Origin of the sequence: Micromonospora sp. NPDC005194, assembly GCF_040608335.1 — a bacterium.
Taxonomy (GTDB): domain Bacteria; phylum Actinomycetota; class Actinomycetes; order Mycobacteriales; family Micromonosporaceae; genus Micromonospora.
In genome coordinates, this window is record NZ_JBEXIA010000011.1 from 66,204 (window position 1) to 85,267 (window position 19,064).

The 19,064-nt window shown below is 73.8% G+C and carries 20 protein-coding genes; 9 read left to right on the plus strand and 11 right to left on the minus strand.

What is annotated here, in order from left to right:
• Positions 1-17: 17 nt before the first annotated feature.
• Together ABZU53_RS12080 and ABZU53_RS12085 are read right to left on the minus strand one after the other, a co-directional pair.
• On the minus strand, positions 18-695 hold the full coding sequence (locus tag ABZU53_RS12080; protein WP_355065621.1) for an HAD family hydrolase: 678 nt from the start codon (positions 693-695) through the stop codon (positions 18-20).
• A 63-nt stretch (positions 696-758) separates the two neighbouring features.
• The gene (locus ABZU53_RS12085; RefSeq protein ID WP_355065623.1) at positions 759-2,894 is read right to left on the minus strand and encodes a SpoIIE family protein phosphatase; all 2,136 of its coding nucleotides are present in this window, start codon (positions 2,892-2,894) and stop codon (positions 759-761) included.
• A gap of 198 nt (positions 2,895-3,092) precedes the next feature.
• Between ABZU53_RS12085 and ABZU53_RS12090 the strand changes: the two genes are divergently transcribed.
• Positions 3,093-3,956 (plus strand): hypothetical protein, encoded by an 864-nt coding sequence (locus tag ABZU53_RS12090; RefSeq protein ID WP_355065625.1) that lies wholly within the window; start codon positions 3,093-3,095, stop codon positions 3,954-3,956.
• A 92-nt stretch (positions 3,957-4,048) separates the two neighbouring features.
• On the opposite strand, the gene ABZU53_RS12095 is transcribed toward ABZU53_RS12090, so the two are convergent.
• Positions 4,049-4,402 (minus strand): DUF6401 family natural product biosynthesis protein, encoded by a 354-nt coding sequence (locus ABZU53_RS12095; RefSeq protein ID WP_355065626.1) that lies wholly within the window; start codon positions 4,400-4,402, stop codon positions 4,049-4,051.
• A gap of 189 nt (positions 4,403-4,591) precedes the next feature.
• On the opposite strand from ABZU53_RS12095, the gene ABZU53_RS12100 reads away from it, so the two are divergent.
• Positions 4,592-5,041 carry a hypothetical protein gene (locus ABZU53_RS12100; protein ID WP_355065628.1) on the plus strand — a complete coding sequence of 150 codons (450 nt, stop codon included), beginning with the start codon at positions 4,592-4,594 and terminating at the stop codon, positions 5,039-5,041.
• On the opposite strand, the gene ABZU53_RS12105 is transcribed toward ABZU53_RS12100, so the two are convergent.
• Positions 5,038-5,247, minus strand: coding sequence for a hypothetical protein (locus ABZU53_RS12105; protein WP_355065630.1), 210 nt, complete (start codon positions 5,245-5,247; stop codon positions 5,038-5,040). The two genes, ABZU53_RS12100 and ABZU53_RS12105, sit on opposite strands and share 4 nt — an antisense overlap.
• Before the next feature lie 157 nt (positions 5,248-5,404).
• On the opposite strand from ABZU53_RS12105, the gene ABZU53_RS12110 reads away from it, so the two are divergent.
• Entirely contained in the window at positions 5,405-6,772 is a 1,368-nt protein-coding gene (locus tag ABZU53_RS12110) for an MFS transporter (RefSeq protein WP_355065632.1), read from the plus strand.
• Here ABZU53_RS12110 and ABZU53_RS12115 read toward each other — a convergent pair.
• The 4 genes from ABZU53_RS12115 to ABZU53_RS12130 form a co-directional block, all read right to left on the minus strand.
• The gene (locus ABZU53_RS12115) at positions 6,727-6,984 is read right to left on the minus strand and encodes a hypothetical protein (protein WP_354860125.1); all 258 of its coding nucleotides are present in this window, start codon (positions 6,982-6,984) and stop codon (positions 6,727-6,729) included. The genes ABZU53_RS12110 and ABZU53_RS12115 overlap by 46 nt on opposite strands.
• A 108-nt stretch (positions 6,985-7,092) precedes the next feature.
• Positions 7,093-7,554 (minus strand): SRPBCC family protein, encoded by a 462-nt coding sequence (locus tag ABZU53_RS12120; protein WP_354860122.1) that lies wholly within the window; start codon positions 7,552-7,554, stop codon positions 7,093-7,095.
• A 52-nt stretch (positions 7,555-7,606) separates the two neighbouring features.
• Positions 7,607-8,023 (minus strand): DUF2795 domain-containing protein, encoded by a 417-nt coding sequence (locus ABZU53_RS12125; protein WP_354860120.1) that lies wholly within the window; start codon positions 8,021-8,023, stop codon positions 7,607-7,609.
• 91 nt (positions 8,024-8,114) lie between these two features.
• On the minus strand, positions 8,115-9,101 hold the full coding sequence (locus ABZU53_RS12130; RefSeq protein ID WP_355065634.1) for a YihY/virulence factor BrkB family protein: 987 nt from the start codon (positions 9,099-9,101) through the stop codon (positions 8,115-8,117).
• Positions 9,102-9,289: 188 nt separating this feature from the next.
• On the opposite strand from ABZU53_RS12130, the gene ABZU53_RS12135 reads away from it, so the two are divergent.
• Positions 9,290-9,691 carry a ChaB family protein gene (locus ABZU53_RS12135; protein WP_355065636.1) on the plus strand — a complete coding sequence of 134 codons (402 nt, stop codon included), beginning with the start codon at positions 9,290-9,292 and terminating at the stop codon, positions 9,689-9,691.
• 55 nt (positions 9,692-9,746) lie between these two features.
• Here ABZU53_RS12135 and ABZU53_RS12140 read toward each other — a convergent pair whose 3' ends face one another.
• Positions 9,747-11,180, minus strand: a complete 1,434-nt coding sequence (locus ABZU53_RS12140; protein ID WP_355065638.1) for an aldehyde dehydrogenase family protein — start codon at positions 11,178-11,180, stop codon at positions 9,747-9,749.
• Between the two features lie 72 nt (positions 11,181-11,252).
• Here ABZU53_RS12140 and ABZU53_RS12145 point away from each other — a divergent pair, with 72 nt between their 5' ends.
• Positions 11,253-12,863 (plus strand): NAD(P)/FAD-dependent oxidoreductase, encoded by a 1,611-nt coding sequence (locus ABZU53_RS12145; protein ID WP_355065640.1) that lies wholly within the window; start codon positions 11,253-11,255, stop codon positions 12,861-12,863.
• A gap of 76 nt (positions 12,864-12,939) precedes the next feature.
• On the opposite strand, the gene ABZU53_RS12150 is transcribed toward ABZU53_RS12145, so the two are convergent.
• Complete coding sequence (locus ABZU53_RS12150) at positions 12,940-13,707, minus strand: polyprenol monophosphomannose synthase (RefSeq protein ID WP_007458081.1); 768 nt, start codon at positions 13,705-13,707, stop codon at positions 12,940-12,942.
• 195 nt (positions 13,708-13,902) lie between these two features.
• Positions 13,903-14,349, minus strand: coding sequence for an SRPBCC family protein (locus ABZU53_RS12155; protein WP_355065642.1), 447 nt, complete (start codon positions 14,347-14,349; stop codon positions 13,903-13,905).
• Between the two features lie 257 nt (positions 14,350-14,606).
• Between ABZU53_RS12155 and ABZU53_RS12160 the strand changes: the two genes are divergently transcribed.
• The 4 genes from ABZU53_RS12160 to ABZU53_RS12175 are packed head-to-tail and all read left to right on the plus strand — an operon-like array spanning position 14,607 to position 19,055.
• Complete coding sequence (locus ABZU53_RS12160; protein ID WP_355065773.1) at positions 14,607-16,178, plus strand: HAD-IIIA family hydrolase; 1,572 nt, start codon at positions 14,607-14,609, stop codon at positions 16,176-16,178.
• Positions 16,175-17,149: a glycosyltransferase gene (locus tag ABZU53_RS12165; RefSeq protein WP_355065644.1), complete on the plus strand. Its 975-nt coding sequence runs from the start codon at positions 16,175-16,177 to the stop codon at positions 17,147-17,149. The genes ABZU53_RS12160 and ABZU53_RS12165 overlap by 4 nt, the downstream gene beginning before the upstream one ends.
• Entirely contained in the window at positions 17,134-18,351 is a 1,218-nt protein-coding gene (locus ABZU53_RS12170; protein ID WP_355065646.1) for a glycosyltransferase, read from the plus strand. Before ABZU53_RS12165 ends, ABZU53_RS12170 begins: the two co-directional genes overlap by 16 nt.
• Entirely contained in the window at positions 18,348-19,055 is a 708-nt protein-coding gene (locus tag ABZU53_RS12175; RefSeq protein ID WP_354861001.1) for an SIS domain-containing protein, read from the plus strand. The genes ABZU53_RS12170 and ABZU53_RS12175 overlap by 4 nt, the downstream gene beginning before the upstream one ends.
• Positions 19,056-19,064 lie beyond the last annotated feature (9 nt).

Consider the following 19,064-nt stretch of genomic DNA (forward strand, 5'->3'; position numbering starts at 1 on the left):
GTGAACCGGAGTGAGTCTCACCTCGGCCGGATGAGCGGGGAATCCGCCAGCTCGGCCAGCAGCGCGGCCGGGTCGTCGTACACCGCCACCGCGCCGGCGCCGGCGAGTTCCCCCCGGCTGGTGCCGCCGCAGGTCAACCCGACGCAGGGAATGTCCAGTTTGCCGGCCGCGGCGACGTCCCAGACCGAGTCGCCGACGAAGACGACGCGCTCGGCGGGCAGCCCGGACTGTTCCAGCGCCGCCTCGAGAATGTCCGGTGCCGGCTTGCTCTCCTGCGCGTCCGCCGAGGAGGTGATGGTGTCCACCACGTCGTCGGCGTTCAGGGCCCGGCGCAGCGCACCCACCTCGTGTTCCGCGGCGGAGGTGGCGAGCACCACCCGCAGCCCCCGCTCGGCGCACGCCCGCAGCAGGTCCGCCGCCCCGGGCAGCGGAGTCAGCCGCTCCCAGTACTCGGTGTACAGGGTGTTGTGCGCCTCGCGGAGCTTCGGGTCGTCGTCGCGGTCGCGCTCGGGGCCGAGCAGGTGGTCCAGCAGCTTGTCCGAGCCCATCCCGATCGAGCGGTGCACGGTCGCCATCGGCACCGGGTGGTCGGCCTGGCGCAGCGCCTCCCACCAGCTCACCGTGTGCAGGTAGGTGGTGTCGACAAGCGTCCCGTCGATGTCGAAGAGCACCCCGTGGGGTTTTTCGGTGGCCATGGGCGCACTCCTACCCGTTCGGCGGTCGGCTGATTCGTCCGGGTTCGGCGACGCCGGTCGACCTCAGCGCGGCTCGGCCGGCGGGACGAGGATCTCGAACCAGACCGTCGAGCCGCGCACCGACGGATCGGTGCCCCACGCGTCGCTCAGCTCCTCGATCAGGCCCAGCCCGCGCCCGCGACTGCTCAACGTGTCCGTGCGGGCCCGGGTCACGGTGCCCCGGGTGCCGGAATCGGCGACCGAGACCAGCAGCCGCTCCGGACTGAGATCGATCTCCACGCGGGCGGCCGTGCCGGCGTGCAGCAGCGCGTTGGTGGTCAGCTCGCTGGTGCACAGCACCGCCGCGCCGATCACCGACTCGGGCACCTGCCACTCGGTGAGCTGGCCGGTCATCCAGTGTCGGACCCGGCTGGGCGCGGTCGGCTCGGCCGGCACCTCCATCGCCGCCGACCGGCTCGGCTTGAGCGCGTGCTCGACCGCCAGCACGGCCACGTCGTCCTCGGTGCCGCCGGACACGGCGGCGGTGGCCACCGCGCAGAGGGCGCGGGGATCACTGGTGCCGGCCTTGGCCACGGCGTCGCCGAGGGCGTCCAGCCCGGCGGTGAGGCTCTGCCGCCGCCGCTCCACCACGCCGTCGCTGAACAACAGCAGGGTGTCGCCGGGAGGGAATGCGACCGTGACGGTGGTCGGGCGCCCGCCCAGCCCCAGCGGGGGACCGGCCGGCAGGTCCACGTACTCGGCGTGCGACCGGCCGTCCGCGGAGCAGCGGCGGATCAGCGGGGCGGGATGACCGGCGCTGGCCAGGGTCAGCTCCCGGCGCTCGGCGTCGATGACCCCGAACGCCACGGTGACGAACAGCTCGTGGGTGCCGGCCTCCACGCCGAGGCTGGCCACGAGTCGGTCCAGCCCGGCCAGCACCGCGTCCGGCGCCGGGTCGGCCAGGGCCAGCGCCCGCAGCGCCGCCCGCACCTGCCCCATCCGCGCCGCGGCCTGCACGTCGTGCCCGGCGACGTCGCCCAGCACCACGCCGAGCGCGCCGGTGGGCAGCAGGAACGCGTCGTAGAAGTCACCGCCGGCCGCGTTGCCGTCCACCCCCGGGTCGTAGCGGGCCGCGATCCGCAGCCGGGGCAGGTCGGGAAGGTGCTCCGGCAGCATGCTGCGTTGCAGCAACTGGGCGGTGCCGTGCTGGGTCTCGAACCGCCGGGCCCGCTCCGCGGCCTGACCGATCAGCTCCGCCGAGGCGGCCAGCAGCGCCCGCTCGGCCGCCGACCAGGAGTGCGGCACCTGGTAGCCGACCGTCAACCCACCCCGGATCACCGAGGTGCCCAGCGGCAGCACGGCCATCGACCGGATCTTCTGGTCGTGGCGGTCCACGGCGGTCTCGCGCAGCGGCTGCCCGTCACGGGTGAACGACGACTCGCCCGAGCGGGCCGCGAGCGCGACCGGGCCCAGCCAGTCCGCCGGCGTCCGCCGCCACAGCGGCGGCAACCGCTCGTCGGCCTCGTCCATCAGCTCGCCGCGGACCCGGCGCACCATCCGCCAGCCACCGCCACCCTCGTCGACCACGAACGAGACCCGGTCGGCGTCGAACGTGGTGATGGTGTGGCGCAGCGCGACCCGGGCCACGTCGTCGAGGGTGAGGGTGCCGGCGAGCGCGGCGGCCACCTCGCTGAGGCTCTGCAACTGCTCGGTCACGTGGGTGGTTTCGGCGGCCACCGTCAGGATTCCCACGATCTGCCCGGCGCTGTCGCGGACAGCCGAGTGACCCCGGGTGAAGACCACCTGCTCGACCACCCCGGAGCTGTCCCGGATCAGGGGGAGCGTGGACTCCTTCTCCAGGAAGGGCACGCCCTGCCGGTAGGCGCGCTCGATCACGTCACCGAAGCCGGGCAGCGACCAGATCTCGGCGTACACCTCGGCGGCCGGTCGACCGAGGGCAGCGGGGTGTTTGCTGCCCAACAACTCGGCATAGCCGTCGTTGTAGAGCAGGACGAGGTCGTCGCCGTACGCCAGTGCCATCGGCATCGGCGAGGCGAGGATCAGCTCGACCACGGCCCGGACCGCCGGATCCCACCCCTCGCGCGGGCCGAGGGCGGTGGCGGACCAGTCGTGGGCGAGCACGGCGGCCGCACCGGGCCCGGTGGATTCGCCGGGGACCGGGATTGCTGGCGTGGGGACTCGCCCGACCGTTCCTGGCATGTTCGCAGCCTAGCCGGCCGTCGGCCAGCCGCATCCGATCATGTGCGCGGGTCGCGGCCGGCCCCGGCGGGGTGACTGTTAGGGCAGGTCAGGACCCCTGTTTGACGACTTGTCGGAAAAATGGCAGGGAGCCACACGGACTGCCGCACCGGTGGCCGGGTATGCCCCCGGCGCAGTCCATGCGACAGGAGGGACATCATGCTGAAAACCCTCGCGGTTCGGCAGGCCGACATCGGCGATGCCATCGCCGACACCTGGAGGTCGGTGCTGCTCTTCATCCCGAAGGCAGTGGCCTTCATCGTCATCCTCGTGGTCGGCTGGATCATCGCCAGAGCGGTCCTCAAGATCGTGGATGCGGTGCTGGAACGGGTGCATTTCGACGAGGCCGTCGAACGCGGAGGCATCAAACGGGCACTGGAGAGAACGAAGTACGACGCCAGCGACATCCTGGCCAGGTTGGCGTACTACGCCGTCCTGCTGTTCACCCTGCAGTTCGCCTTCGGAGTCTGGGGGCCCAACGCGATCAGTGACCTGATCAGCGGTGTGGTGGCCTGGCTGCCGCGCGCGTTCGTCGCGATCGTCATCGTGGTGATCGCGGCCGCGATCGCCAACGCCGCCCGCGATCTGGTCACCGGGGCGCTGGGCGGGCTCTCGTACGGCAAGGTCCTGGCCGACCTGACGGCGATCTTCATCATCGCGCTCGGCGTGATCGCCGCGCTGAACCAGGTGGGTATCGCCACCACGGTCACCACTCCGGTGCTGATCGCGGTGCTCGCCACGGTCGCCGGCATCCTGATCGTCGGCGTCGGCGGTGGTCTGGTGAAGCCGATGCAGAAACGTTGGGACGGCTGGCTCGACCGGGCCGCCCAGGAAGCCCGGGCGGTGCAGGAGCATCGGCGGGCCACCTCGGCCGGGCGCGGCGACATGGAGCGGCAGATGGCCGACCGTGGCGGCGACCGGACCCAGGCCATGCCCCGGGTCGACGAGCAGTCGACGATGTCCGGTGGGCGCGGCACGTACCAGTCCGGTGCGGCCGACGAGACCCAGCAGTACCGCCCGTAGCGGGGCGCGACGGCACGATCGTGAGGGAAAGGGCGTCCGCGTTGCGCGGGCGCCCTCTCCGCGTCGCGAGTCGTACGGGGTGACCGGGTGGGTCAGGAACGGCCGAGCGAACGGGCCAGCGCGCAGACGGCGACGAGCCGGGTGAGCGGCCACTCCGGCTCGCTCCAGTCCACCGGGCCCCGCGGCGGCGTCCACCCGTGCTCCAGGGCGGCCTCGCGTACCCCCTCGGCGTAGCCGGCGAGCGTCGCGGCGGTCAACGGCCGCCGGTCGCCGTCCAGGCTGTCCCGCACGGCTGCGGCGTGCTGGTCGACCAGCGCCAGCAGTCCGGGACGCGCGGCGGCGGCGGCGAGGCCGGCGGTGCCCACGGAGACGGTGAGGGCGGCCAGGGTCGACCGCGCCGAGTCGACGGCGGTCCGGGAGGCGACCCGGTTGAACGGCACACGCATGGTGACCGAGGCTAACCGACCGGTCACGGGACCGGCCTCGGCCGCTCGGCGGGTGTCGGTTGTGCCACCGGACGAGTCGGGCTGGCCGCGGGGGTTGATCCGGCACAGACGGGGCAGCAGGAGAGGGACGGCGCAGCCCGGCACAGAGCACGGACGGCGCCGGGTGCGGCGGACAGCAGGGAGGCACCGATGGGGGAACCGACGGACGGGCCGGACGAGCGGCACCGGCGGCCGGCTGGGGTGAGCGACGAGACGGTCGCGGCGCTGGGCAAGCTCAGCGAGGCGCTGGAGTGCGTGGAACGGGCCCGTGGGCACCTGTACTCGCTGCACCAGTTGATCGGGCACGCCGACCTGATGCTCGACGACGCGGTGGAGCAGTTCCGCTCCGCCGGACATCCACACATCGCCGAACGGATCGACGCCGAACTGCTCGGCCGCAACGTGATCGCCGGCCGGTGGACGTTCCAGATCGTCGAGGACTTCGACGACGGTTACCACGCGTTGTTCCGCGAACTGGACCGGCAGGCCCGTGACGAGTTGGTGGGCGGGCGACGCCATCTGTTCGAGGCGGAGATGAAGGAGCGCCGCCGCACCCGGGGCCGACCGGGACACGAGGCCCGGCCGGTCGGCGAGGGCTAGTCGCTGGTCGCGTTGGCCGGCCGACGCCGGGCGGCGTCGTCGGCGATGATCACGGTGGCCACCATGAGCGCGACGCAGACGCTGAACAGCCAGGACTCGTCGGAGACGAGCCAGGCCGACACGGGCGCCTGCAGCGCGGCGAGCAGGAAGCCGAGCCAGGCGAGGCGGCGCTGACGCGTGGAGAGGATTCCGAAGCCTTGATGCATCCCGAAATTCTTACGCGAACTGGCCCCTTTGCCGTCCTCCGATCGGCCGATTCTGGCTGAGCTGTCCGCATTCTCAACCGTCCGGACACCAGTTCTTGTCGCGGCGCACGGGCGGCTCCCGCCGCCGGTAAGGTGCGCTGCGGCAGGATGGGGTCCCGTGTCCACCTCGCCCGCGCCGCCCCGCGCCACGCTGCTCCTGCTGGCCTATCTCGCGTTCGTCAGCCTCGGCCTGCCCGACGGACTGCTCGGCGTCGGCTGGCCGTCGATCCGCGCGGACTTCGGCGTACCCACCGAGGCGGTCGGACTGCTGCTCACCGCCGGCACGGTCGGCTATCTCGCCTCCAGCGTGCTGGCCGGGTTCACGCTGGCCCGCCTCGGCGTGGGCGCGCTGCTCGCCGGCAGCACCCTGCTGGCCAGCCTGGCGCTGACCGGCTACGCCGTGAGCCCCGGGCTGGCCGTGCTCGTGGGCTGCGCGCTGGTGCTCGGGCTGGGCTCCGGTGCGATCGACTCCGGGCTCAACGCGTACGCCGCCGGGGCCTTCGGCCCGCGACACATGAACTGGCTGCACGCCTTCTTCGGCCTCGGCGTGGCGATCGGGCCACTGATCATGACGGCGGCGCTCAGCGCCGGGCTGGCCTGGCGGTGGGGGTACGGCATCGTGGCCGGCGCCCAACTCGCTCTCGCCACCGCGTTCGCGCTCACCGTACGCGCGTGGCAGCGCCGCGCTCCCGCTCCCGAGCCGGGCGTGGGGACGACCGACGCCGCGCCCGCGGTCCGGGTGCCGGTCCTGGCCACGCTGCGGCTGCCGGCGGTCTGGTCCGGGGCACTGGCCTTCGCGCTGTACGTCGCCATCGAGGTGTCCGCCGGACTCTGGGCGTTCCTGCTGCTCACCCAGGGGCGCGGCCTGAGCGCCGCCGTGGCGGGCGGCTGCGTCTCCGCGTACTGGGGCAGCCTCTTCGTCGGCCGGGTGGTCCAGGGCGTGGTCGCCGAGCGGCTGGGGCCCCGGCTGGTGTTGCGGGTCAGCCTGGGCGGCATGGCCCTCGGTGCGGCGCTGATAGCGGTGCCCGGGTCGGCCGTGCTGGCCGTGCTCGGCCTGGTCGTGCTGGGGTTCGCCGCCGCGCCGGTGTTCCCCCTGCTCACCCTCACCACCGCCGACCGGGTCGGCGCGGCGCACGCGGACCGGGCCATCGGGTTGCAGATCGGTGCCGCCGGTGTCGGCGCGGCGCTCGTCCCGACAGGCCTCGGCGTGCTGATCAGCAACGTGTCGGTGCAGGTGCTCGGCCCGGCCCTGGTGGTGCTCGCGCTTGCGTTGATCGTGCTCTACGAACTGGGCGCCCGCCGGCCCGCCGCCGGGAGCGGGCCGGAGCAGCCCGGCCCCGGCTCCGATGCGTCTGGGCTCGCAGCGGCCGGGCCCGCCGCGTCCGAGCCCGCCGCGTCCGGGGCGCCGGCCCAGTCCCGGGCCGCTCTGCCCGACGCGGACTATCCGTTGTCCGGTCCGGTCCGGCCGGTCGTCGACGGGCGGTAGGCGCGCTGCGGGTCGGTCGGCTCCCGCCCGGCGCCCTCGGCCTCTCCGCCTCGGTCGGCCGCCGCGGGCCCGTGCCCGAAGGCGGCCTCCTCACCGGCGTCGTTGCCGGTCACGTCGTCGGCCTGCCCGTCGATGCTGGAGCCCGCCACGGCGCGCTCCAACTCCTCCAGCGGAAGCCGTTCCTCGTCGCGCCACACCCTGTCGTCCGTCATGACTTCAGCCGTACCCGGGCGCGATGATCGCAAACGGGTACCAGCCGGCCCGAGACACGACGATGGCCGCCGGGAACTCCGGCGGCCATCCTCGGTCGGTTCGCGGGCTCACGGCTGCGGGCGGTCCACCGAGCCACGCCAGGCGCCGGTCTCCTGACCGCGCCGCTCGATGAACGTCTTGAACCGCTCCAGATCGCCCTTGGCCCGCCGGTCGACGATGCCGAGCTTGTCGCCGGCCTGCTCGACCACCCCGTGCGGCTCGAACTCGAGCTGGAGGGTGACCCGGGTCTTGCCCTCGTCCAGGCGGTGGAAGGTCACCACACCGGCCTGCTGGGTGCCGCCGGTGGAGCGCCAGGCGACCCGCTCGTCGGGCAGCTGCTCGGTGATCTCGGCGTCGAACTCGCGCTTCACGCCGGCGATGTCCACCGTCCAGTGAGTCATCGTGTCGGAGAGCTGCCGGACCTCCTGCACGCCCTCCATGAACTGGGGGAACTCCTCGAACTGCGTCCACTGGTCGTACGCGGTGCTTACGGGTACGGAAACCTCGACGTGTTCGGTGACGCCACTCATCAGGAACCCTCCTCTGGTCGCGGGTGATGGCCGGATCGGGGGACGATCCTGCTCACCAGCGAGTTGTCTCGTTCTTGTTGCCGAGCGCGGCCCACACCTCGGAGACCGTCTGGTACTCGGTGCCCTCGGGCAGCCGCTCCAGCGCCGCCACGATGTCGTCGGGCGCCTCGTTCTCCCGGGCGCTGGCGATGAGCACCAGTCGGTCGCCGGGCAGCGCGCTCATGGAGATGAACCGGCCGAGCCGGCTGCGCTGCTCGACGTCGGTGGAACTCATCCCCTGCGGCGTGCCGGTGCGCAGGTCGCCCGCCGGTGCCGTGGTGGTCTCCGGCTGGTCCTCGCCGGCCGGTTCCGGCACCCGGGACTCGTCGACCCGAGAGCCACCGGTCCCCGGCCCCTGCACGAGGCCGCTGACCTCCTGGCTCATCTGCTCGTCGATCCTCGGTCCGTGCTTGCTGTTGCCACGCTCCATGCCTTCTGCGCTACCCGGCACCCCGCCCGGTAAACCGGCACCGCGTCACGAACCGGCCCCCGGGCCGGACATCCGGGCGGACAACCGGCGCTTAGGAGTCGGCGGCCTTCCGCGGCGGCAGAATCGGCTCCTGGAGGTCCTTCTCGCCCGCCTGCAACTGCCGGCCGCGCTGCACCTCGGCGTTGATCTGCACCCCGAGCATCAGGGCGGAGTTGGACAGGTAGAGCCAGACCAGGAACGCGATGGCCGCGCCCAGGCTCCCGTACGTCGTGTTGTACGAGGCGAACTTGGCCACGTAGAGGCCGAAGCCGAAGGAGACCGCCGCCCAGGAGACCAGGGCCACCGCGCCGCCGGGGGTGAGCCAGCGGAAGCGGGGCTGGCGCACGTTCGGGGCGATCCAGAACAGCAGGGACAGCAGCACCGCCATGACTATGGCGAGCACCGGCCACTTCGCCACGCTCCACACCGTCCGGGCCAGGCCGCCGGCGTGGATCAGGTCGCCGACCGCGTCGGTGACCGGGCCGCTGACGATCAGCGCGAGGGCGACCACCGCGAGCAGCACCAACGTCACCGCGGCCAAGCCGATCTGCACCGGCCGCAGCTTCCAGACCGGCCGACCCTCGGTCACCCCGTAGATCGCGTTGGAGGCACGGGTGAACGCCCCGATGAAGCCCGACGCCGACCACAGCGCGCCGAGCAGACCGAAACTCAGCAGCACCTTCACGTTGCTCTGCTGAACCACCACGGCCCGGATCACCCCGACCACGCCGCCGTCCTTGTCAGCCACCACCGATCCGGCACCCACCTGCTTGGCGAGGTCGACAACCGTGTCCAGGGTCCGCTCGCCGTCGGAGACCAGACCGACCAGGGCCACCACCACGATGGCGGACGGAAAGAGCGCCAGCACCCCGTAGTAGGTGAGTGCGGCGGCCCAGTCGGAGCAGTTGTCGTTGACGAAGTTCGTCACGCTGCGCACCAGCACCCCGCGCCAGGTCCGCCAGCTCAGCTGCCGCATCCGCCGGGGCACCGGCGCACCCGGCGTGTTGGCGCGCGTCGTACCGGGCTCCGTGGTCGTCATGCCCGCTCCCTGTTCCCCGGCCACCGGATGACCGGTCATCCGGTCGGGCCTGGCCCGGCCGGTACCCGAAGCGGGAAATCGACAAACCCGGGCCGACGCCGCCGTGGTGCGGCCCCGCCCGCGACGCGTTTGCCACCCCGCCCGCGGGGAACGGTGACAGTGATTCTGTCGACACGGAGGAGGACGAGATGCCCGGGCGCGAGGACCTGCCCAGCACGCTGCGACGCTCCCCGGACAAGGCGCAGCGCACCTGGGAGAAGACACACGACTCGGCGGTGGAGACCTACGGCGAGGGCGAGCGGTCGCACCGCACCGCCTTCGCGGCGGTGAAGCACCAGTTCGAGAAGGTGGGCGACCACTGGGAGCCGAAGGGCCGCAAGGGCCCGAGCGACCGGCAGGCCGCTGGCGGCGGCCCGGAGCGGCGCGCACCCACCGCCGGTGGGGTGGACGCCAACGCCAGCAAGGACCACCTCATGTCGGTGGCCCGCAAGCTGGACGTACCCGGTCGGTCGAGCATGACCAAGCCGGAGCTGGTCACGGCCATCGAGGAGGCCAACGACCGGGCCACCCGCAAGGCTCGCGGCGACTGACCCACGAACAGCGCGGTACGGGCGGACGCGCCACCCCGGCGTCCGCCCGTAGCGTTCACCAGTGACCGCCGCCGGGCGCCTCGATGTGCACCGCCTTCGTGGCGCTGAACTCGTCCAGCAGCTCCGGGCCGTACCCGAAGCCCTGCCCGCTGGCCCGGCGCGGATGCGCGGCACCGCCGGGCGCCCCGCCGAACACCGAGTTGACTTTCACGGTGCCCACCGGCAGTTCCCGCCACGCCCGCTGCGCATGGCTCATCGACGCGGTCAGCACCGTCGCGGCCAGCCCGTACTCCGAGTCCGCCGCGCAGGTCAGCGCCTCGTCGAAGGAGTCGACCACCACCACCGGGGCGACCGGCCCGAACGTCTCCTCCCGTACCAGCACCATGTCGTGCCGACAGTCGGTGACCACGGTCGCCGGGTAGTACGCCCCGGGCCCGTCCGGCACCTCACCACCGGTACGCACCCGCGCGCCGGCCGCCGCCGCCGCGCTCACCTGCCCGTGTACGTGGTCGCGGTGCCGCCGGTCGACGAGCGGGCCCAGCTCGGTGCCCGGGTCCCGACCCGGCCCGACCCGCAGTGCGCCGGCCCGCCGCACCAGCGCCGCCACGAAGTCGTCGGCCACCTCCCGGTGTACGTAGATCCGTTCCACCGCGACGCAGATCTGCCCGGCGTTCGCGAACGCCCCGAGCGCGGCCTGCTCCGCCGCCCAGTCGGGGTCGACACCCGCGTCGACGACCAACGGGTCGCTGCCGCCGTTCTCCAGCAGCACCTTCACGCCGGTACGGGCCGCGGCGGCGGCGATCTTCCGCCCGGTGGCTGTGGAACCGACGTGCGCGACCACGTCCACGTCCTGTGTGGCCAGTGCCGCGCCGACCTCCGGACCACCGGTGAGCAGGGACAGCACCCCGGCCGGCAGCGCCGCGTCCAGGGCGCGCGTCAGCAGCCAACCCGTCGCCGGCGTTCGCTCGCTGGGCTTGTAGAGCACCACGTTGCCGGTGACCAGGGCCGCGCCGAGCAGTCCGCAGGACACCGCCACCGGGTCGTTCCAGGGGGTGATGACGGCGACCACGCCCCGGGGCTGGGGCGTCATGAAGTCCACCGCGTCAGTCGCGCCGTTCAACGTCCGCCCGCCGCGTAGCGGGGCCAGCTCCGCGTACTGTCGCAGGGTGCCGATACCCGCCTCGACGCCGCCGCGGGCGTCCGCGAGCGGCTTGCCCATCTCCGCGGTGACCGCCGCCGCCAGCTCGTCGGTGACGGCCGCGACCGCGTCCGCGGCCCGGTGCAGCGCCGCCGCCCGCTCCGCCGGCGCGGTCGCCGCCCACTGCGCGGTCGCGTCCCGCGCCGCCTGGGCCGCCTTGCCGACCTCGTCGGCCGTGGCGACCGGCACGGAGCTGACCGGTTCGCCGTCCGCCGGATCGTGGACGACCAGCTCGCCGCCGGCCCCGCCCGCGCCCCACACCCCGCCCACCAGCTGCGCAACCGTGTACATGCGGCGCTGGATGCCCCGGCCCGGGCGAGACAAACGCGTTTCGCCCGGTTGCGCGCCGGGTAGGCGGATCGGGTGACTACCACCGGCGCGCAGAGCGCGGACGCCGTCGTCGTCGGCGCCGGGCACAACGGCCTGGTCGCGGCGAACCTGCTGGCCGACGCCGGTTGGGACGTGGTGGTGCTGGAGGCGACCGCCGTACCCGGCGGCGCGGTGCAGTCCGCCGAGGTGACCGCCCCGGGCTACCTGAGCGACCTCTACAGCTCGTTCTACCCCCTGGGGTACGCCTCGCCGGTGCTGAACGGCCTCGACCTGGGCCGGTACGGGCTGTCCTGGCGGCACGCCCCGGACGTGCTGGCACACCTGCTGCCCGACGGCCGGGCGGCGGTGATCAACCGGGATCCGGACGTCACGGCCGCCTCGCTGGAGCAGTTCGCCCCCGGCGACGGGAAGCGCTGGCTGAACGCGTACACCGACTGGCTCGACGTGGCCGAGCCGATGCTCACCACCATCACCACGCCGTTCCCCCCGGTGCGCGGCGGCCTGGGCCTGCTGCGCCGGCTGCGGGTCGCGGGCGCCCTGCGGCTGGCCCGCCGACTCGTGGTGCCGGTGCGCAAGCTCGGCGACGAGCTGTTCGACGGTCCGGGCGGGCCGGCGCTGCTCGCCGGCTGCGCCCTGCACACCGATCTGTCCCCCGAGGAGGCCGGCTCCGGCGTGTACGGCTGGCTGCTGGCCATGCTCGGCCAGCAGGTCGGCTGGCCGGTGCCCGACGGCGGCGCGCGGCAGATCACCAACGCGCTGGTGGCCCGCCTGTCCGAGCGCGGTGGCCGCATCCTCTACGGCGCGCGGGTCGACCGGGTGCTCACCGCGCGCGGCCGGGCGATGGGCGTCCGCACCGAGGGCGGCGCGCTGTGGCGGGCCCGCCGGGCCGTCCTCGCCGACGTGCCGGCCCCGGCCCTCTACCTCGACCTGGTCGGGGCTTCGGTGCTGCCGTCGCGGCTGGTCGAGGACCTGGCGCACTTCCGGTGGGACGGCTCGACGCTGAAGGTGGACTGGGCGCTCTCCGCCCCGGTCCCGTGGACCAACCGGGAGGTCGCCGGCGCCGGCACCGTGCATCTCGGCGCGGACCTCGACGGGCTGACCCGCTACGCCGGCGAACTCGCCCGCGGCGAACTGCCCCGCGACCCGTTCCTGCTGGTCGGGCAGATGTCCGTGGCCGACCCGAGCCACTCACCGCCGGGCACCGAGTCGCTGTGGTCGTACACCCACCTGCCGTTCCGAAAGGACTGGCGGGCCGAGGAGATCGCTGGGCACGTGCAGCGCATGGAGGACGTGCTGGAGGCGGCGGCCCCGGGCTTCCGGCAGCTCATCGTGGGACGGCACGTGGCCGGGCCCGCCGAGCTGGAGAAGGGCGACCCGAGCCTGGTCGGGGGCGCGCTCGGCGGGGGCACCGCCGCCGCGTACCAGCAGCTGTTCCTGCGCCCGATTCCCGGCCTGGGCCGGGCGGACACCCCGGTGGACCGGCTCTTTCTGGCCAGCTCGTCGGCGCACCCGGGCGGTGGGGTGCACGGCGCACCGGGCGCGAACGCGGCCCGCGCGGCCCTGGCCCGCGACCGTGCCCTGACCGGCGCTGCCTACGCGGCGGCGGTCGCCACCGCCCACCGGGCCGTCTACCCCCCGACCTGATGCGGTGATCAAGAGGTTTGCGTCAGATTCCGGCTCGCCGGTGACGCAAACCTCTTGATCACCGCTGGGGGCGGGGTCAGTTGGTGATGTTGCGGTGTTTGCTGCGCAGGCGGAACGGCATCAGCGCGCTCTCGACCTTGGTCGCCGTGGTCATCTTGGAGACGCCGTCGCGCCGCTCCTCGAAGCGGATCGGGACCTCCAGGATCGTGTGGCCCAGCTTGGTCGCCAGGTAGTGCATCTCGACCTGGAAGCTGTAGCCGTTGGACTGCACGCGGTGCAGGCCGATGTCCTTCAGCGCGTCGGCCCGCCAGATCTTGAAGCCGGCGGTCAGGTCCCGGATGCGCACCCGCAGCAGCGTGTGCACGTAGAGGTTCGCCCATCCGCTGAGCGCGCGCCGGTACAGCGGCCAGTTCTCGTCCAGCTCGCCACCGGGCACGTACCGGGAGCCGATCACCACGCCGGCCTGGGTGGAGAGCAGCGCGCCCAGCATCCCCGGCAGCGCCTCCGGCGGGTGCGACAGGTCGGCGTCCATCTGTGCCACGAACTCGGCGCCGCCCTCGAGAGCCCGGCTCATCCCGTCGACGTACGCCCGGCCCAGGCCCTCCTTGCCGGCCCGGTGCATCACCTCGATCCGCTCCGGATACTCGATGGCCAGCTTGTCGGCCACCTCGCCGGTGCCGTCGGGGGAGTTGTCGTCGGCGACGAGGATGCGCAGGCCCGGCAGCGGCAGCGCGAGCAGCCGCTCGACCAGCGCCGGGAGGTTGCCCGCCTCGTTGTAGGTGGGCACGACGACGGTCAGGTGTGCGTCTCGCCACGGCGACGGCAGTTGGACGGGCTCGATCATGTCGGACATCCTCGGTTTGCGGACAGGGCTACCTGAGAGGGTAGCCAGTTGCCCGATCCGGATTGAAAAGGCTCCCCGTCGATCGGGCCGGCCGCAGGTGGCGGCGCGCTCAGCGCAGGCGGCGGGCCATCGCGGTGAGGGCCATCGCGCGGCCCACACCGGCGCTCGCGCCGGTCACCACCACCGTCCGCCCCGTCACCGGGCGCCCTTCTGTCGGGTGGCGATGTCGGAGAGCCGGTCCAGCGTCTCCCGGTTGCGCAGGTGCAGCACCAGGTCGTTGATCTTGTTGCGGATCCAGCGCAGCGGGCCGGCCGCGAAGTCCTCACCGAGGCGGACGCGGGTGGCGTCGCCGTCGACCGGCTCCAGGGTGAACGCCACGATCGCCTCGCCGGCCGGCCACAGGCCGGCGCGCAGCACCAGCCGGTGCGGCGGCTCGCAGGCCAGCACCGTCGAGGCGTCCTGCAACGAGAACGGCCACGGCCCGGCCCGGTGGTGCAGTTGGCTGCCCACCCGTGGCCAGGCGTCGTCCACGTCGCGCACGTGCGCGGTCCCGACCACCCAGTCGCTGTACGTCCACCCGTCGGCCAGCACGTCGAACACCCGCTGCGGGGGAGCGTCGATTACTTTCTCCACTATCGCCACTGGGCTCCCATACCCGCCTCGCGACGGAGGTTAACGGGCCGGCGGGTTAGCTTCTCGGAAGCGGCGGGTAAGGCCGACCGGGGCACCGCCGCCGGCGTTGGCCCACGGCGCCGACGACGACGTTTACTCCTCGGGGCGCCGGGAACCCGCCGGCTGTGCGACAGGACCAGGAGGATCCGTATCAGCGCAGGTCAGCCCGGGTTTACGCCGGTGTTGGCCGGGCTGGCCACGGGCCTGCTGAACCCCCCGGGGGAGTCCTGTACGACGCGGTCCTGCTCGACCGCGACGGCACGCTGATCGAGGATGTGCCGTACAACGGCGACCCGGAGAAGGTCCGTCCGGTCCCGGGGGCGCGGGCGGCGCTGGACCGGCTGCGGGCCGCCGGGTTGCGCCTGGCGGTGGTGACCAACCAGTCGGGTCTGGCCCGGGGCTACTTCAGCGAGGAGCAGATGCGGGCGGTGCATGCCCGCGTGGAGGAGCTGCTGGGTGGCTTCGACGCCTGGCTGGTCTGCCCGCACGACGACTCCGACCGATGCGACTGCCGTAAACCGGCGCCCGGTCTGGTGCACGCCGCCGCCCGCGAGCTGGGCACGAGCGCGTCGCGCTGTGTGCTGGTGGGTGACATCGGCCGCGACGTGGACGCGGCACTGGCCGCCGGTGCGGCCGGGGTGCTGGTGCCCACCCCGGTGACCCGACCGGAGGAGATCGCCGCCGCCGGCTGGGTGGCTGCGGACCTGCCCTCGGCGGTGGACGAGATCCTGCGCCGCCAGCGGGCCGTGCAACCCGCCGAGGCCGGCGAGCGGGTGGGCACGGCGTTGGTGGTGCGCTCGGACTCGGCAGGGGACGTGCTCGTCACCGGGCCGGCGATCCGCGCCGTCGCGGCCGGCGCGCGGCGGGTGGTGCTGCTGTGCGGTCCCCGCGGACGCGCCGCCGCCGAGCTGCTGCCCGGCGTCGACGAGATCATCGAGCACCCGCTGCCGTGGATCGACCCCGCGCCGGCGCCGATCGACCCGGACGCCATGCGGGGCCTGACCGCCCGTCTCGCCGCCGTCGGCGCGGACGAGGCGGTGGTGTTCACGTCGTTCCACCAGTCCGCCCTGCCGCTCGCGTTGCTGCTGCGGATGGCCGGGATCAACCGGATCGCCGCGATCAGCGACGACTACCCGGGCTCCCTGGTGGACATCCGCCACCGGGTGCCGGTGGGCGTCCCCGAACCCGAGCGGGCGCTCTCCCTCGCCGCCGCCGCCGGCTACCGGCTGCCGGTCGGCGACGAACCCGTGCTCCGGCTCCGGGGCGACACCGTGGCACTGCGCCCGGCCGCTGCCGGTGACCCCGGTTACGTGGTGCTCCACCCCGGGTCGGCCGCGTCGAGCCGGGCCTGCCCGACCGAGCTGGCGGCGCGGATCGCCGCGGCGCTGACCGCCGCCGGGCATCGGGTGCTGGTCACCGGCGGGCCCGACGAGCGTACGGTCACCGCCCGGGTCGCGGCGGCGGGCGGCACCGACCTGGGCGGCCGGACCGACCTGGCCGGGCTGGCCGCACTCGTCGCGGACGCCGCCGCCGTGGTGGTCGGCAACACCGGGCCCGCGCACCTGGCCGCTGCGGCCGGGGTGCCGGTCGTGAGCCTCTTCGCGCCGACCGTCCCTTTCGGGCAGTGGGGGCCCTACCGGGTGCCCACCGTCCGGCTCGGCGACGCGGGCGCGCCCTGCCGTGACACCCGGGCGGCCAGCTGCCCGGTCCCGGGGCACCCGTGCCTCAGCGGCCTCGACCCGGCCGAGGTGGTCGAGGCGGTACGCACGCTCGTGCCCAGCGGTGGTGGCAACCGATGAACATCCTGCTCTGGCACGTGCACGGCTCCTGGACCACGTCCTTCGTGCACGGCAGCCACCGCTACCTGATCCCCACCACACCCGACCGTGGTCCGTACGGCCTCGGCCGGGCCCGCACCTACCCGTGGCCGGACAGCGCCGTCGAGGTGGCCCCCGACGACCTGCCCGGCAGCGACGTCGACCTGGTCGTCCTGCAACGTCCAGAGGAGATCGACCTGGCCGAGCAGTGGCTCGGGCGGCGCCCCGGGCGTGATGTGCCCGCCATCTACGTCGAGCACAACACCCCCAAGGGCGACGTGCCGAACACCCGCCACCCGATGGCCGACCGCGCCGACCTGCTCGTCGCCCACGTCACCGGGTTCAACCAGATCTTCTGGGACACCGGCGCGACCCGCACCAGGGTGGTCGATCACGGCATCGTCGCGCCGACCGTGTCGTACACGGGTGAACTGGACCGGCTAGCCGTGGTGATCAACGAACCGGTGCGGCGGGGCCGGGTGACCGGCACGGACCTGCTGCCCGAGTTCGCCGAGATCGCACCGCTGGACGTGTTCGGCATGGGCGTCGCGGGTCTCGCCGACCACCTCGGGCTGTCCGCCGACCGGCTCACCAGCCACGACGACGTACCCCAGGACCGGATGCACGCCGAGCTGGCCCGCCGGCGCGCGTACCTGCACCTGTGCCGCTGGACCTCCCTCGGGCTCAGCCTCATCGAGGCGATGGCGATCGGCATGCCGGTCGTCGCGCTCGCCACCACCGAGGCGGTGACCGCGGTGCCACCGGAGGCGGGGGCGCTCTCCACCCGGATGGACACCCTGCTCGACGCCGCCCGCCGGTTCATCGCCGAGCCGGCGGCCGCACGTCAGGCCGGCGTGGCGGCACGGGCCGCTGCTCGGGACAGGTACGGCCTCGACCGTTTCCTCGCTGACTGGGACCGGCTGCTGGAGGAGGAAGTATGCGGATCGCGATGATCTCGGAGCACGCCAGCCCGCTCGCCATCCTCGGAGGCGAGGACGCCGGCGGCCAGAACACGCACGTCGCCGAGCTGTCAGCCGCGCTCGCCGCCGCCGGGCACGAGGTGCGGGTCTACACCCGCCGCGACGCCCTCGACCTGCCGGTGACCGTGCGCGCCCCGGACGGGTACGACGTGGTGCACGTGCCGGCCGGTCCGGCCGAGCCGGTCGCGAAGGACGCGTTGCTGCCGCACATGCGCGAGTTCAGCCGCTGGCTCATCGAGCGGTGGCGCGGCGGGGACTGGACGCCCGAGGTGATCCACGCGCACTTCTGGATGAGTGGCCTGGCCGCGTTGACCGCCGGTCGGCAGACCGGGGTGCCGGTGGTGCAGACGTACCACGCGCTGGGCACGGTCAAGCGCCGCTACCAGGGCGTGCAGGACACCAGCCCGGCCCGGCGCATCTCCTACGAGCGGGAATTGGGCCGCTCGGTGGACCGGGTGGTCGCCCAGTGCCGCGACGAGGTCGGAGAGCTGGTCCGGATGGGCGTGCCCCGGTCCCGGATGACCGTCGTGCCCTCCGGGGTCAACCTCGCCTCGTTCTCCCCGCTCGGGCCGGTCGCCGACCGTGAGCCGGGCCGAGCCCGGATCCTGACCGTGGGCCGGCTGGTCGAGCGCAAGGGTTTCCAGACGGTGGTCCGCGCCATGGCGCTGGTGCCCGACGCCGAGTGTGTGGTGGTCGGCGGTCCGCCCGAGGGGCTGCTGGAGACCGACCCGTACGCCCGGAGGCTGCGCGCCCTGGCCGAGTCGTGCGGGGTCGCCGACCGGGTGCACCTCGTCGGCGCGGTGCCCCGGGAGGAGATGGGCCGCTGGTACCGCTCGGCGGACCTGCTGGTCGCCGCGCCCTGGTACGAGCCGTTCGGGTTGACCCCGCTGGAGGCGATGGCGTGCGGCGTGCCGGTCGTCGGCACCGCCGTGGGCGGCATCCGCGACACCGTCGTCGACGGCACGACCGGCGACCTCGTACCGGCCCGGGATCCGCAGGCCCTCGCCGCCGCGATCCAGCGGCTGCTCGACGACCGGATCCGCCGCTTCCGGTACGCCACGGCGGCGCGCGAGCGGGCCCGGTCGCGCTACTCCTGGCAGGTCACCGCCGAACGCCTGGCCGAGGTCTACGGCGAGGTCGCCGCCGTGCGCCGGCCGACCCGGGTGGTGGCCTGATGCCGGCGGGCAGCCCGCTCGACGTGCACCTGACCAACCTCGCCGCGGCACTGGCGCCGTACCGCCGGTGTGAACCGCAACTGGCGCGCTGGGGCGCGGCCCTCGCGCACCGGCTGGCCGGCGGCGGACGGCTGCTCGTCGCCGGCAACGGTGGCAGCGCCGCCGAGGCCCAGCACCTCACCGCCGAGCTGGTGGGCAAGCTGCACGACGACCGCCAGCCCCTGTCGGCCATCGCCCTGCACGCCGAGACCAGCGCGGTGACCGCCATCGCCAACGACTACGGCTACGGCGATGTCTACGCCCGTCAGGTCCGCGCCCACGGCCGGCCCGGCGACGTCCTGTTGCTGCTCAGCACCAGCGGCACCAGCCTCAACCTGCTCACCGCCGCGCACGCGGCGCGCGACGCCGGCCTGACCACGTGGGCACTCACCGGGCCCGCTCCCAACCCGCTCGCCGACGCCTGCGACGAGGTGCTCGCCGTGCCGTCGGCAGACACCCAGGTCGTCCAGGAGCTGCATCTCGTCACCAGCCACCTGATCTGCGAGTACCTCGAACAGGAACTGCCCGCCGCGCTGGCCGTGACCGGGGCCGCCGCGGGCGTGCCCGCCGAGCCGGCACCGGCCGGTCGGCTCGCGTCCGGGCCGGTGCGGACCGGGGTCGAGGTGGTGCTCGACGGCGGGGCCGGACAGCAGGTCGACGCGTGAGGATGAGGG